Annotated in this window: 10 protein-coding genes; 7 read left to right on the top strand and 3 right to left on the bottom strand. The window is 72.2% G+C overall.

Features of this window, described 5'->3' with window-relative positions; translation table 11 throughout:
• Positions 1-13: 13 nt before the first annotated feature.
• Positions 14-1,684: an acyl-CoA carboxylase subunit beta gene (locus Aco04nite_RS40300; protein ID WP_213002511.1), complete on the top strand. Its 1,671-nt coding sequence runs from the start codon at positions 14-16 to the stop codon at positions 1,682-1,684.
• A 65-nt stretch (positions 1,685-1,749) separates the two neighbouring features.
• Here the strand turns inward: Aco04nite_RS40300 and Aco04nite_RS40295 are convergent, their stop codons facing one another.
• Both Aco04nite_RS40295 and Aco04nite_RS40290 read right to left on the bottom strand, forming a co-directional pair.
• Positions 1,750-2,505, bottom strand: coding sequence for an ABC transporter permease (locus Aco04nite_RS40295; RefSeq protein ID WP_213002510.1), 756 nt, complete (start codon positions 2,503-2,505; stop codon positions 1,750-1,752).
• A gap of 27 nt (positions 2,506-2,532) precedes the next feature.
• The gene (locus Aco04nite_RS40290) at positions 2,533-3,486 is read right to left on the bottom strand and encodes an ATP-binding cassette domain-containing protein (protein ID WP_213002509.1); all 954 of its coding nucleotides are present in this window, start codon (positions 3,484-3,486) and stop codon (positions 2,533-2,535) included.
• Between the two features lie 142 nt (positions 3,487-3,628).
• Here Aco04nite_RS40290 and Aco04nite_RS40285 point away from each other — a divergent pair, with 142 nt between their 5' ends.
• From Aco04nite_RS40285 to Aco04nite_RS40260, 6 genes are all read left to right on the top strand, one after another.
• Positions 3,629-4,402 (top strand): thioesterase II family protein, encoded by a 774-nt coding sequence (locus tag Aco04nite_RS40285; RefSeq protein WP_213002508.1) that lies wholly within the window; start codon positions 3,629-3,631, stop codon positions 4,400-4,402.
• 103 nt (positions 4,403-4,505) lie between these two features.
• Complete coding sequence (locus Aco04nite_RS40280; RefSeq protein ID WP_213002507.1) at positions 4,506-6,248, top strand: fatty acyl-AMP ligase; 1,743 nt, start codon at positions 4,506-4,508, stop codon at positions 6,246-6,248.
• Positions 6,245-6,889: a 4'-phosphopantetheinyl transferase family protein gene (locus Aco04nite_RS40275; RefSeq protein ID WP_213002506.1), complete on the top strand. Its 645-nt coding sequence runs from the start codon at positions 6,245-6,247 to the stop codon at positions 6,887-6,889. Before Aco04nite_RS40280 ends, Aco04nite_RS40275 begins: the two co-directional genes overlap by 4 nt.
• Before the next feature lie 52 nt (positions 6,890-6,941).
• Positions 6,942-7,295 carry a hypothetical protein gene (locus Aco04nite_RS40270; protein WP_213002505.1) on the top strand — a complete coding sequence of 118 codons (354 nt, stop codon included), beginning with the start codon at positions 6,942-6,944 and terminating at the stop codon, positions 7,293-7,295.
• Between the two features lie 438 nt (positions 7,296-7,733).
• Positions 7,734-9,677, top strand: a complete 1,944-nt coding sequence (locus tag Aco04nite_RS40265) for an AfsR/SARP family transcriptional regulator (RefSeq protein ID WP_213002504.1) — start codon at positions 7,734-7,736, stop codon at positions 9,675-9,677.
• 400 nt (positions 9,678-10,077) lie between these two features.
• Entirely contained in the window at positions 10,078-12,819 is a 2,742-nt protein-coding gene (locus tag Aco04nite_RS40260) for a helix-turn-helix transcriptional regulator (RefSeq protein WP_213002503.1), read from the top strand.
• 49 nt (positions 12,820-12,868) lie between these two features.
• Here Aco04nite_RS40260 and Aco04nite_RS40255 read toward each other — a convergent pair whose 3' ends face one another.
• The gene (locus Aco04nite_RS40255; protein WP_213002502.1) at positions 12,869-14,626 is read right to left on the bottom strand and encodes an acetyl/propionyl/methylcrotonyl-CoA carboxylase subunit alpha; all 1,758 of its coding nucleotides are present in this window, start codon (positions 14,624-14,626) and stop codon (positions 12,869-12,871) included.
• Between the last annotated feature and the right edge of the window lie 28 nt (positions 14,627-14,654).

Genomic DNA, 14,654 nt, shown 5'->3' with positions numbered 1-14,654 from the left:
GAAAGGCTGACCCATGACAGACAACCAAGTCCTGTCTCCGCCGAACACCGAGTCGGCGGGGCCCGACCGGGCCACCCTGGCGCGGGCGGCCCTGGCGGTGGCCGGGGTCGGTGAGCCGGCGCCCACCACCGCCGAGCGTCTGGCCGGGCTCGACGAGCGGCGCCAGGAGATCTCGGGCAAGGCCGAGGCGCGAGCGGTGGCCAAACAGCACGCCAAGGGCAAGCTCACCGCCCGCGAGCGGATCGACCTGCTGTTCGACGAGGGCACGTTCATCGAGCTCGACGCGTTCGTCCGGCACCGCGTCACCGACTTCGGGATGGACCGCGACCGCCCGTACGGCGACGGCGTGATCATCGGCCACGGGCTGGTGAACGGCCGCCGGGTGTGCGCGTTCAGCCAGGACTTCACGGTCCTGGGCGGCAGCATGGGCGAGGCGTTCGGCGCCAAGATGAACAAGATCCAGGACTTCGCGACGACGATCGGCTGCCCGGTCATCGGTCTCAACGACTCCGGCGGCGCGCGGATCCAGGAGGGCGTCGTCTCCCTGGGCCAGTACGCCGAGCTGGGCCGGCGTATCGCCCGCGCGTCCGGTGTGATCCCGCAGATCTCGCTGGTCCTCGGGCCGTGCGCCGGCGGTGCCGCCTACACGCCGCAGGGCACCGACATCATCGTCATGGCCGAGGAGACGTCCTTCATGTTCGTCACCGGCCCGGAGGTGATCGCCGCGGTCACCGGCGAGCGCACCACGCTGGCCGAGCTCGGCGGGCCCGCGGTCAACAGCGAGGTCTCCGGCAACGTCCACCACGTGGCGGCCGACGACAAGGAGGCCATCGCGTGGGTGTGCGACCTGCTGTCGTACCTGCCCACCAACAACATGTCCGGGCTGCCGTCGTACGCGTACGAGGCGCAGCCGGAGATCACCGACCGCGACCGTGAGCTCGACACGATCATCCCGGACTCGGCGACCCAGGCGTACGACATGCGGCGCATCATCGACCGGGTGATCGACGAGGGCTCGTTCCTGGAGATCCAGCGTGGCTTCGCGACCAACCTGATCTGCGGCTTCGGTTTCGTCAACGGCCGCCCGGTCGGTGTCGTGGCGAACCAGCCGCTGATGCTCAGCGGCGCGATCGACATCGACGCGTCCAGCAAGGGCGCGCGGTTCGTGCGTTTCTGCGACGCGTTCGACATCCCGATCCTGACAGTGGTGGACGTGCCCGGCTACCTGCCCGGCGTGCAGCAGGAGCGCGACGGCATCATCCGGCACGGCGCCAAGCTCGGCTTCGCCTACGCCGACGCCACCACCCCGATGGTCACGGTGGTCGTGAACAAGGCCTACGGCGGCGGGTACGGCGTGATGGGCTCGAAGCACCTGGGCGCCGACATCAACCTCGCGTGGCCGACCGCCGAGATCGCCGTCGTGGGTGCCCAGGCCGGCGTGCACGTGCTGCACCGCCGGGAGATCGCGGAGGCCGAGCCCGCAGACCGGCGGCGCGTGATCGGCGAGCTGACCGAGAGCTACCGCACCAAGTTCAGCAACCCGTACTTCGCCGCTGAGCGGGGCTACCTCGACGCGGTCATCCAGCCGCGCGAGACGCGTCTGCAGGTCGCTGCCGCGCTCGACGCGCTGCGCCACAAGAAGGTCGAGTTCCCGGCGCGCAAGCACTGCAACATGCCGCTCTGATCCGTGTACGCCGAACGCCCAGCCGGATCCCGTCCGGCTGGGCGTTCTTCGGGCTGTGGTGACCGTCAGCGCACGCTGCGGGGGATCTGCCGGGTGCCGTAGACGAGGCCGAGCAGCGCGGCGGCGCCCATGATGACCAGCCCCTGCCACACGATGTCGTCGCCGATCCGGCCGGCGAAGGCCGCCCGCACCGCGTCGACGGCCCAGCTGAGCGGATTCCAGCGGGAGATGTCCCGCAGCCACAACGGTGCCAGCGCCATCGGCAGCAGGATGCCGGACAGCAGCACGAGCGGCTGGGAGAGGGAGTTGAGCATCGGCGTGAGGGACGCGTCGTTGCGCACCGACAGGGCCAGCCCGTTCGAGAACGCCGAGATGGCGAGCACGACCAGGGCCACGACCGCGTACGACACGAGTGTGCCGACGACGTGGATGTGCAGCCCGAACAGCAGCGCGAGCAACGTGAGGATCACGGCCTGCCAGAGCACCACGACGACGTCGCGCAGGCACCGGCCGAGCAGCAGCGACACCCGGGGGATCGGGGTCACCAGGGACCGCTCGATCACGCCGGCGCGCAGCTCGGTGAGCATGACGAAGCCCTGGAACAGCCCGCCCAGCGCGGCGATCATGACGAGCAGGCCGGGTACGAACGTGGCGTACGCCTCGCCGTTGCTACCCAGGCCCAGCGCCTGACGCAGCAGCGGCGCGTAGAGCAGCAGCAACAGCACCGGGTCGAGGATTCCCACGAGGATCCACACCGGATTGCGGATCAGCTGGATCAGCTGGCGGTGCAGCACCAGCCAGATCCCCTGGAGAACAGCCATCGGCACTGCCTTTCCGAACTGATGTGATCAGGACTCCTGCAACGGGCGCCCGGCGCGGGCGCGGAAGACGTCGTCGAGCGTGGGCCGGTGCACCTCGATGGTCGCGGGGGTGATGCCCGCCGCCTCCAGGTCCCGGAGGATGGCCGGTACGGTCCGGGAGCCCGACGAGACGTTCAGCCGGAGCTTGTCCTCGCCGGTGCGGAGCGCGTTGACGTACGGCGCGCCGTCGAGCACCTTGACCGCGGCGTCGAGGCCGCCGTCGAAGCCCAGCGTCACCACGTCACCGGCCACCTCGCTCTTGAGCTCGGCGGGGGTGCCGTCGGCGACGACGGAACCCTTGTCGACGATGGCGATCCGGTCGCAGAGCGCGTCGGCTTCCTCGAGGTAGTGGGTGGTGATCAGGACCGTGACGCCGAACTCGCGCAGGGCCCGTACCTGGTCGCGGATTTCGATGCGACCGGCCGGGTCCAGCGACGCGGTCGGCTCGTCGAGGAAGAGCACCCGCGGCTCGTTGATGAGGCCCATGGCGATGTCGGCGCGCCGCCGCTGGCCGCCGGAGAGGGTGCGGCAGCGGCGGTCGGCGTAGGCCGTCATCCCGAACGCGTCCACGGTGCGCGCCACCCGGGTCTGTGCCTCGGCCTTGCTGAGGCCGTACATCCGGGCGTGCATGAGCAGTTCCTCGCGTACGGTGGCCTCGTCCCAGGTGCTGCCGCCCTGCGCGACGTAGCCGATCTGACGGCGTACCCGTCCGGGGTCGCGGATCAGGTCCGCGCCGGCGATCGTCGCCTCGCCACCGTCGGGCCGGATGAGCGTGGTGAGCATGCGCATCGTGGTGGTCTTGCCGGCGCCGTTCGAGCCCAGCAGCCCGAGCACCCCGCCCTGGGGCACGGAGAACGTGACTCCCTTGACCGCGTCGACGGAGGTCTTCTGCCCGCCGATGCGCAGCTTGTAGGTCTTGCGCAGGCCGCGTACCTCAATCATGTCGACAACTCCCGGTCGGTTCGCGCACGCAACAGGCCTGGTCGATCGTGGCGACGCCCGGTGGCAGCGGGAACCCGTAGGCCACCCCTATAGCGGTCCCGGAGTCTTGTGGGCGCGGGTGACCTCGGTGATGCTGAGCCGCATGTCCAGCAATCTGAACGCGGACCTGTGGATCCGCAACTACCACCCGGGAGCGGCCGGCAGCACGCAACTGGTGTGCCTGCCCCACGCCGGCGGCTCGGCAAGCTTCTACTTCCCCGTGTCGCAGGCGATGTCGCCCGCGGTGGACGTGCTGGCGATCCAGTACCCGGGGCGCCAGGACCGCCGGTCGGAGCCGAGCGTGCAGGACCTGCACGTGCTGGCGCGGCAGATCTTCACCGTGCTGCGGCCGCGCACCGACCGGCCGATGGCGCTGTTCGGGCACAGCATGGGTGCGAGCCTGGCGTTCGAGGTGGCCCGGTTGCTGGAGACCGAGGCCGGGGTGGTGCCGCGGCGGCTGTTCGCCTCGGGCCGCCGCGCGCCGTCGACCCACCGCGACGAGCGGGTGCACCTGATGGACGACCAGGGCGTCATCGACGAGCTGCGCAAGCTCAACGGCACCGGCGGCGGCATGCTCGCCGACGACGAGATGATCCGGCTCATCCTGCCGGCGGTCCGCGCCGACTACACCGCGGCCGAGACCTACCGCGCCTCCTCCGGCGGCCCGCTGTCCTGCCCGATCACCGTCTTCACCGGCTCCGACGACCCCAAGGTCAGCCTGGACGAGGCGCGCTCGTGGCAGGCCCACACCACCGCGGACTTCGACTTCCGGGCCTTCCCCGGCGGCCACTTCTTCCTGACCCAGCACCAGGCCGGGGTGCTCGGCGTGATGAAGGAGCAGCTCACCTCGGGCCGCCCGGTTCCCTCCGCGCGCTGAGGGGTCCGGTAGGGGTAGGCAACACAGATCGACCGTCATTGACTTTGGGTCGCGACCTTCGTGCCGGGGTCCGCAGCCGACGAGACGGGTTGATCGAATGACGATGAGCGGGCTCAGTGACCTGCCGGCGGTGCTCGCGCAGCGCGTCGCCGCGGACCCGTCCTCGGTGGTCTGCACGATGGCGGGTGACCCGGCCGACGAGGTGCTCACCGCCGGCGAGCTCGACGTCGCGGCCCGGGCCAGGGCCGCGACGCTCGTCGACCGGGGCCTGACCGGCGCCTCCGCGGTGATCCTGCAGCCGACCGGCCTGGAGTTCCCGCGTACGCTGCTCGCCACCCACCTCGCGGGGGTGGCCGGCGCACCGGTGAAGGTGCCGAGCCGCGGCAGCGGCCTGGACCGGGTTCTCGCGATCGCCCGCGACGCGCGTGCCGGCGCGGTGCTGACCACCACCGTCGTGCGCGACGAACTGCTCGCGACGTTCGGCGACCTGGGCGAGCTGGCCCGGCTGGACTGGATCTGCACCGACGAGATCCCCGACGACGACGCCGCCGGCTTCCGGGACCGGCGGATCGACCCGGACTCGACCGCGATGTTGCAGTACACTTCCGGCTCGACCGGTTCCCCCAAGGGCGTCCAGGTCAGCCATCGCAACTTCTGCGCCAACGCCGCCGACATGGACGACCGGTGGTCGTTCCGCGTCGGCGAGGACGGCGGCATCGTCTCGTGGCTGCCGATCTACCACGACATGGGTCTGCTGTGCAGCGTCATCCTTCCGCTGTGGACCTCGGTGCCGTCGCACCTGATCCCGTCCGACGAGTTCGGCCGCCGCCCGATCCGCTGGCTGACCGAGATCGCCCGCAAACGTGCGACCCACTCCGCCGGATCCAACTACGCGTACGAGATGGCGCTGCGGGCCGCGTCCACGGCGCCGCCGGACCTGGACCTGACGTCGTGGCGGGTGGCACTGATCGCCGCGGAACCGGTGCGGCTGCACACGATCGAGCGGTTCGTCGCGGCGTACGCGCCGTACGGGCTGGACCCGGCGGCGGTCTGCCCGGCCTACGGGCTGGCCGAGAACACGCTGAAGGTCTCCGGCAGCCGCGCCGGTGAGCCGCACCGGACGCTGTGGGTCTCCGCCCACGAACTGTCGTTGGGCCGGGTCGACGTCCGGGCCGCCGACGACCCCGCGGCGGTGCCGCTGATCAGCTGCGGCCGGCCGGACGGCCGCTCCGAGGTCGTCGTGGTGGATCCCGACACCGGCTCGGCCTGCGACGCCGCGACGGTCGGCGAGATCTGGATCTGCGGTCCCTGCGTCGCCACCGGATACCTCGGCCGCCCGCGCGAGTCGGCGGAGACGTTCCGGGCCCGCGTCCGCGACGGATATCCCGAGCAGACCTTCCTGCGCACCGGTGACCTCGGCTTCCTGCACGAGGGCGAGCTGTTCGTCGTCGGCCGGCACCGGGACGTCATCCACCACCGGGGTCGCCGGCTGTTCCCCCAGGACATCGAGCACACCGTCGAGTTCGCCGCCCCCGGCCTGTTCCCGGCGTGCGCGGCGGCGTTCGGGACGGACCCCGACGCCGGCCTGGTGATCGTCCTGGAGGTGAACGGCCGGGTGGTCCGCGAGACGCCGGCCGACGTGCTGCGCGACCTGGTACGCACGGCGGTCGAGAACCGGCACGGTGTTCCCGTGACCGACGTCCTGCTGATCCGCCGCGGCACGCTGCCCCGGACCACCAGCGGCAAGGTACAGCGCCGGGCCTGCCGCGACGCGTACCTGGACGGTGAGCTGACCGTGTTCGGCCCGGCGGTCGCGCAGCGGGTCGAGGCGCCGATTCCGGCATGACCGGGCTGCAGGCGCTGCTCCCGTCCTCGGTGGTGTGTGTGGAGACGACCACCGACCGTGACATCGAGCTGTATCCCCAGGAGCGCGCCGCGATCGAGCGGGCGGTGCCCAAGCGGCAGGCCGAGTTCACCACTGCCCGCTGGTGCGTCCGGCAGGCACTGTCCCGGCTGGGGCTGCCCGCCGCGGCGGTCGTGCCGCAGGAGCGCGGCGCCCCGGGCTGGCCGCCGCCGGTGGTCGGCAGCATCACCCACTGCCCCGGGTTCCGCGCCGCTGCGCTGGCGTTGCGTGCCGACGTCCTGTCGGTAGGTATCGACGCCGAGCCCAACGAGCCGCTGCCGGTCGGGGTGTACGAGGCGGTGTCGTGCGCCCGCGAGCGTGCCGACCGGGTCCGGCTGGGGCACCTCGGCGTGGCCTGGGACCGCCTGCTCTTCTCCGCGAAGGAATCGGTCTACAAGGCCTGGTATCCGATCACCCACCGGTCGCTGGACTTCACCGACGTGGTGGTACGCATCGAGCCGGACGGCACGTTCGAGGCCCGGCAGCTCGTCGCGCCGGCGCGGGTCAACGGGACGACGCTCTCCGGCTTCTCCGGCAGGTGGGCCGCGCGCGGCGGGCTGATCGTCACCGCCGTCGTGGTCTGACCCGCCTCTCTGCTCCGCCACGACCGTGGCGGGAGGTAAGTGAGGAGAACAGATGATTCGCAAACTGCTCGCCGGCGTGGGTGTCGCGGTCGCGTTGACCGTCGCGTCGGTGCTGCCCGGCTCCGTCGCCCAGGCCGCGCCTCAGCGGGCCGCATCCGTGCAGACCGCGGCCACCGCCGAGGACGGCACCGTCTACCTGTGGCAGTGCGTGCAGGCCGGTGGCGCCGGCATCACGAACCTCTACGGCGGGGCCCCGAGCCAGACCGGGATGTGGTGCCACGCGTTCCTGCCGCAGGGCTACCTGCTGCCGATCGCCCTGGACCCGGAGTACGGCTACTGCCTGCCCGGCACCACCCTGTCGATCAACTGGGGCATCTTCATCTCGTACACCTGTAAGCCCGTCTGATCCGCGACCGGGCGTCGGTGCGGCCGGTGACACCGTGGCCGCACCGGCGCCCGGCGTCGTTGCCGGGCTCCGCGGGCGGCGGCTCTGCTGACGACGGCGGTGAATGTAGGCATGCATTGGCGTGCATATGTGCGAAGCGTGAGAAACGCTCACCTTGCCCTTCTTTACATCCGGCATCTCGGGGCAAAAAGTGCTCCGGCGATTACCCGGTTCAGTGGATGTGCACAGTGGAATCCAAAAGGGGCAGCGTTCACTGTTTTTGAGGGTAGAAGTAGCCAGATACTTGATCTTCAGACATAGATCCAGGGAAAATTGATCGCGATGGTCCGATCGCGGCGAGGGCGCGAGACGACCCGATTTGAATAAAGCCATTTCACGGGAGCTTGGCGAACCGGCGGGCGCGGCGGGTCCGCCCCGAGAACGCGAGGTGAACGAGGGGTGGAGTTCCGCATTCTGGGCCCGCTCGAAATTGTGGCGGGCTCCGACCGGGTGCCGTCCGGAGGGACCCGTCAGCAGATCGTTCTCGGCAGCCTGCTGCTGGAGGCGAACCGCGTCGTGCCGATAGCGCGCCTGACGGACGCGATCTACGGCATCGACGTGCCGTCCACGGGGCGCGCCCAGACCCAGATCTGCATATCCGCGCTGCGCCGGTTGTTCGCGTCGCACGGCCGCCCGGATGCGATCCAGACGCGGTCGCAGGGCTACCTGCTCCAGCTCGATCAGGCAGACCTCGACCTCACCCGCTACGACAGCCTCGTCACGCGCGCCCGGGCCGAGGCCGAGGCGGACCGGCCGGGAACCGCCGCCCGCGACTACCGGGCAGCGCTCGCGCTCTGGCGGGGGTCCGCGCTCCAGGGCCTGGGCAGCGTGGCGCTGCAGGGCGCGGCCGAGGTGGTCGACGAACGCCGGATCGCCGCGACCGAGGACTGCATCGAGATCGAGCTCGGTCTCGGCCTGCACCGCGACCTGGTCGGCGAGCTCACCGAGCTGATCGCCGCCCACCCGCTGCGCGAGCGGCTGCGCGGCCAGCTGATGCTCGCGCTCTACCGTTCCGGCCGGCGCGCGGAGGCGCTGGAGGTCTTCCATCAGGCCCGGCGCAGCCTCGTCCAGGATCTCGGCCTGGAGCCCAGCGAGTGGCTGCGGCGGCTGCAGCACCTCATTCTCGTCTCGGACGCCGCCCTGCGTACGCCCGTCCTCCCGGCGGCGCCGGCGCAACGCCCGGTGGTCACGGTCGCCCCGCCCGCCCCGGCCGGCGTCGGCCCGCAGCTGCTGCCGACCGACATCGCCGACTTCACCGGATACGACGATCATCTCGCCGCCGTCCGCGGGGTCCTCACCGGCGCCGGGGACGGCACCGGCCGCCAGGCGGTGCCCGTGGTCGTGGTGGTCGGCCGGCCCGGAGCGGGGAAGACGGCGCTGGCGGTGCATGCCGCGCACGCGCTGGCCGAGTCGTTCCCGGGCGGCCTGCTCTTCACCGACCTGCACGGCAGCGGGCCCGATCCGGTCGCGCCGGACCCGGTCCTCGGCCGTTTCCTGCACGCGTTCGGCGACACCGGCGCGGGTGTCGCGGGCGGGCTCGACCAGCGTGCCGAGCGGTACCGGGCCCGCCTCGCCGGGCTGCGGACGCTGGTGGTCCTCGACGACGCCGCCGACGAGGAGCAGGTCCGCCCGCTGCTGCCCGGGGCGCGTGGCTCCGCGGTGCTGGTGACCAGCCGGCGGTGGCTGCCGGGCCTGCCCGGAAGCGTGCACATCACCGTCGGGGCCCTGGACCGGCCGGCCTCGATCGAGCTGCTCTCCCGGATGCTGGGCGCCCAGCGGGTCGGGTCGGAACGCGCCGCCGCCGCCGACCTGGCCGAGCTCTGCGGAGACCTGCCGCTCGCGCTGCGGATCGCGGGTGCCCGGATCGCCGGCCGCCCGCACTGGAACCTGCGGCGCCTCGCCGACCGGCTGGCCGCCGACAAGGATCCGGCGGCCCAGCTGGCGCACGGTGGGATGAGCCTGCGCGAGAGCGTCCGCACGGCGACCGACGGGCTCAGCGCCCCGGCGCGGCGGCTGTTCCATCTGCTGGGGCAGCTGGACCACGCCACGTTCTCGGCCCGGATCGGGGCCGCCCTGCTGGACGTCTCCGTGGCCGAGGCCGGGGATCTGCTCGATGCCCTCGCCGACGTCCATCTCATCGACATCGTGGTCACCCGCCCGGACCGGGATCCGCGGTACGCGTTCCATACCCTGTTCGGTGCCTGCGCGCGCGCAGAGGGGCAGGAGCGGATCCCTCCCGAGCAGCTTGCCGCCGCAGCCGATCGCGCATCCAGGGAGGCCGCCTGGCTCCTGACGGCGCGCACCTGCCCGCCCTGCCACCTGGGTGCGGGCGACGGGAACTGAACGCCCGTGACCCGGGTGTCCGGACCGGGGCGGGAACTGGACGCAAGAATTGCATTCGACGTCTTCGCGACTTCCGGATGAAACACGGGGCACGTAATGGCGGTGGGCTCCGATGCCCGTTTGTCCCGCAACTGTGCCCGAATTCTGTTGAGAAACATATCTAAGTACTGAACCGGGCCTGCGGATTTGTTCGGACGCGATCAGGAAAGGCGTGGTCAGGGGCGTTTCCGGGAGGTTGGTAGAGCCCGCCCGCACGTGCCCGGCCAGGCCGTTCGCCGTCCTGCGCGCATCGACCGGTACCTGGCTTATCGAATACCGCCAAATTCTCGATAGCGTGCCGATAGAGCGCTCCCAGTAGCCTGACCGCGGATCTGATCACCCCTATTTTTGGAGTGCGACCATGCAGTCGGACGATCGGGGCCGCGCTTTTTCCGTCCTGGAGGGGCTGCTCGCCGAGGCGGTGGCCGGCCGGGGGAGTACGGCCACCGTGGCGGGCACGGTGGGAACCGGCAAGAGCAAGCTGCTCGACACCTTCGCCAACCGGGTCATCGACAACGGCGCGCTGGCGGTGGTCGGCTACGGCTCGGCCGCCGAGCGCCACCTTTCCCTGGGCCTGATGAACCAGTTGCTGCGTGCCGCGCCGCTGCCGCTGCCGACCCGCGAACGGACCCGCCGGCTCTGCTCGGAGGTTGCCCGGTCGAGCCCGGTCGGCCGGTCGAGCCCGGTCGGCGCCGGCGGACCCGCCCCGCTCGACGTGCCGGTGATGCACGAGATCGGCACGATCATGCTCGACCTCAGCGAGCGCTATCCACTCGCGATCGTCGTCGACGACGTCCACCACGCCGACGAGGCGTCGCTGTGGTGCCTGGTCTACCTCTGCCGGCGTGCGCGCCACGCGAACATGCTGATCGTCATGAGCCACTCCGAGCTGGACCCGCTGCAGGACGACGTGGTGAGCCTGCCGCAGCACACCCGGCTACGGCTCGCGCCGTTCACCCCGGAGGCGGTCGGGGAGGTGGTGAGCGCCCGGTTCGGCGCCGCGACCAGCCGGCAGCACTCCGCCGAGTGGTACCGGCTCACCGGGGGTAACCCGCTGCTGCTCGACGGCCTCATCGAGGACTACGTGGCGGCCGGCGACAACGCCCCCGCCGGCGAGGTGGCAGGCACCGGCTACGGGCGGGCCGTGCTGCGCGCGGTCAGCAGCGGCGGCGACGACCTGCGCAGCGTGGCCCAGGCGCTGGCGCTGTCCTCCGACCCCCGGCTGGCGCGCCAGCTGTACGACCTCGACCCCGTCGCCGCCGACCGGCTGCTCCGCTCGCTGACCGGCGCCGGCGTCCTCGACCACGGTGGATTCCGGCACCAGGCCGCCCGCGACGCCGTTTTGTCCGACATGGACGGCAGCCACCAGGCCGACCTGCACCGGAGGGCTGCCTGCCTGGCTCACGAGCGGGGCGCCAGCTCGGCCGTCATCGCCGAGCACCTGCGCCAGGCCACACCGGTCGACGCGCCGTGGGCGACGAGTGCGCTCGAGGAAGCGGCCCGCACGGCGCTGCGCGACGGCGATGTGGACCGGGGCCTGACCCTGCTGGAATGCGTACGTCGGCAGAGCACCGAACCGGTGCGGCGCAACGCGGTCACGACGGAGCTGCTGCGTGCCCGCTGGCGGGTCAGCCCGGCGATGGCGAGCGACCTGATCGGCGGTCTGCTCACCGGCAGCGAGCGGGGCGAGCTGCGGGGCGCCGACGCGGCCGTGCTGACCAGGACGCTGCTCTGGCAGGGCCGGGTCGACGAGGCGCGTACGGTGCTGGGAGCTCTGCCCCGGGCCGCCGACTGCACCCCCGGGACCGCCGCCGAGCTCGCGGTGCTGCAGCCCTGGATGCGCGCCACCTACCCGGGCATCAGCGAAGCCGCCGACCTGCCCGCCGCGGGTGGCCCGGCCCCCGTGCACAGCGTGGCCTCCAGCCGCCGGTTGAAGGCCGTCACCCTGCTCTGCCGCGTGCTCGAACGCGGCGTGCCCGGCGAGATCGTCGCCGTCGCCGAACGCATCCTGCGCAGTGTCAGCCTCGACGAGACGACACTGGACACCGTCGAATCGGCGCTGCTCGCGCTGGTGTACGGCGGGCACGCCGACATCGCGCTGCCGTGGTGCGACAAGTTCGCCGAGGAGGCCGGCCGGCGCGCGGCCCCGTCCCGGCAGGCCCGGCTGCTGTCGATCAGCGCCGAAGCGGCGTTGCGTCTCGGCGACCTTCGCGGCGCCCGCGACCACGCCCGCACCGCGCTGGAACTGATGCCCAAGGGCAGCTGGGGTGCGGCCATCGGCGCGCCGCTGTCCAGCCTGATCATGGCCGGGACGGCGATGGGGGAGTTCGGCGAGGTCCAGGCGTACGTCGACGAGCCGGTGCCGGAGGGCATGTTCCAGAGCCGCGCCGGGCTGCTGTACCTGCAGGCCCGCGGGCACTACAGCCTGGCAGCCGGACACCCGAAGCTGGCCCTGCGCGACTTCACCCGGTGCGGGGACCTGATGACCGAGTGGCGCATCGACGCCGCGGGCCTGGTCGCCTGGCGTAACGACATCGCCGAGGCCTGCCTGGCGCTGGGCCGCGCCGAGCAGGCGACCAGGCTCATCGAGGAGCAGCTGGCCCGCTCGGCCGCGCTGACCCGGGTCCAGGGCGTGGCGATGCGGCTGCTCGCCGCGACCAGCGCCCTGCGCCACCGGCCGATGCTGCTGCGCCAGTCCGGGGACCTGCTGCAGCGCAGCGGCGACCGCTACGAGCTGGCGCGGACACTGACCATGCTCACGGAAGCCCATGAGGCGCTCGGGGAGTCCCGCCGGGCGGCGATGATCAGCCGGCGGGCCCGTGGCCTGGCCCAGGAATGTCACATCCCGCTCGGTGACGCGGAGTCCGCCGACACCCAGGCCGCGGCGGGGGCGGACAGCCCCGCGAAGCTGCTCAGCGACGCCGAGCGGCGGGTGGCGTCGCTGGCCGCGGTCGGCTACACCAACCGGGAGATCTCCGACAAGCTGTTCGTCACGCTCAGCACGGTCGAGCAGCACCTGACCCGGATCTACCGAAAACTCAACGTGTCCAACCGCTCGGACCTGCCGCCGAGCCTGGACATGAACCGGCCGGCCACAGCCTGACGCGGGTGTTCCCGGCCCGCCGCGGCGGGCCGGGAAGCACCGATGGGGTTCAGTCCTCGATGGTGCAGATGATGCCGCCGGCCTTGACCTGCGCGCCGACGCCGACGGTGAGCCCGGAGACGGTGCCCGCCCGATGCGCGAGCAGCGGCTGCTCCATCTTCATCGCCTCGAGCACCACGATCGGATCGCCCTCGGCGACCTGCTGCCCGGCCTCGACCGCGACCGACACGATGGTGCCCTGCATGGGCGCGATCAGCGTCCTGCCCGACGATCCGGAGGCCCGGCCGGTGTTCTCGGCGCGCCGAGCGGGCAGCCGCGGGGCACCCTGGGATCCGGATCCGGCACCGAGCAGGGCGGGTATCCGCACCTCCACCCGGCGGCTGTCGACCTCCACCACCAGCGTACGCAGCTCGGCGCTCCCCGCCCCGGCACCCGCGGGCCCGGCGAAAGACTCGACGGGGGTGGCGAACTCCGTCTCGATCCACGAGGTGTGCACCCCGAACGGCTCGCCCGGCGCCGGCGCGAACGCGGGATCGCTGACCACGATGCGGTGGAACGGCAGCAGTGTGGCCAGGCCGGAGACCTCGAACTCGGCGAGCGCCCGGCGGGCCCGGCGCAGCGCCTGCTCCCGGTCCGCGCCGACCACGACGAGCTTGGCCAGCAACGAGTCCCACTCCGGGCCGACCACCGTGCCGGCGGTCACGCCCGCGTCGAGCCGCACGCCCGGGCCCGACGGCGGTTCCCAGGTGCCCACCGTTCCCGGCGCGGGCAGGAAGCCACGGCCGGCGTCCTCGGCGTTGATCCGGAACTCGAACGCGTGACCGCGGACGGGCGGATCGGTGTATCCCAGCTCCTCGCCCTCGGCGATCCGGAACATCTCCTGCACCAGGTCGATGCCGGTGACCTCCTCGGTCACCGGGTGCTCCACCTGAAGCCGGGTGTTCACCTCGAGGAACGAGATGGCGCCGTCCGCCGAGATCAGGAACTCGCAGGTGCCGGCTCCGACATAGCCGGCCTCGGCGAGGATCGCCTTGGACGCGCGGTACAGCTCGGCGTTCTGCTCGGCGGTCAGGAACGGCGCCGGCGCCTCCTCGACGACCTTCTGGTGCCGGCGCTGCAGCGTGCAGTCGCGGGTGGACACCACGACGACGGCGCCGTGCGAGTCGGCGAGGCATTGCGTCTCGACGTGCCGGGGCCGGTCCAGGTAGCGCTCGACGAAGCACTCGCCGCGCCCGAACGCCACCACGGCCTCGCGGACCGCCGACTCGTAACGCGCCGGGATCTCCTCGAGCGTGCGCGCCACCTTGAGCCCGCGGCCGCCGCCGCCGTGCGCCGCCTTGATGGCCACCGGCAACCCGTGCTCACGGGCGAACGCGACGACCTCGTCCGCGTCCCGCACCGGCGCGGCCGTGCCGGGTGTCAGTGGCGCGCCGACGCGCCGCGCGATGGTCCGCGCGGAGACCTTGTCACCCAGCAGGCGGATCGCCTCGGGCGGGGGCCCGATCCAGGTCAGCCCGGCCGCGATGACCGCCTGCGCGAACGCGGCGTTCTCCGACAGGAACCCGTAGCCCGGGTGGATGGCGTCGGCGCCCGTCGCGGCGGCCGCCGCCAGCACCTTGGCCATGTCGAGGTAGCTCTCGGCCGGCGTCGTACCGCCCAGGCGGTACGCCTCGTCGGCGGCGCGTACATGCGGCGCGTCCCGATCCGGGTCGGCGTAGACGGCGACGCTGCCGAGGCCGGCGTCGCGGCAGGCGCGGATGACCCGGACGGCTATCTCGCCCCGGTTCGCGATGAGTACCTTGCGCAAGGCGGATCAGTCTCCTCGTGTCAGCAGG

Origin of the sequence: Winogradskya consettensis, assembly GCF_018332715.1 — a bacterium.
In the GTDB taxonomy this organism is placed as follows: domain Bacteria; phylum Actinomycetota; class Actinomycetes; order Mycobacteriales; family Micromonosporaceae; genus Actinoplanes; species Actinoplanes consettensis.
Note: the sequence above shows the minus strand (reverse complement) of the source record. Positions and strands in the feature narration are given on the sequence as shown.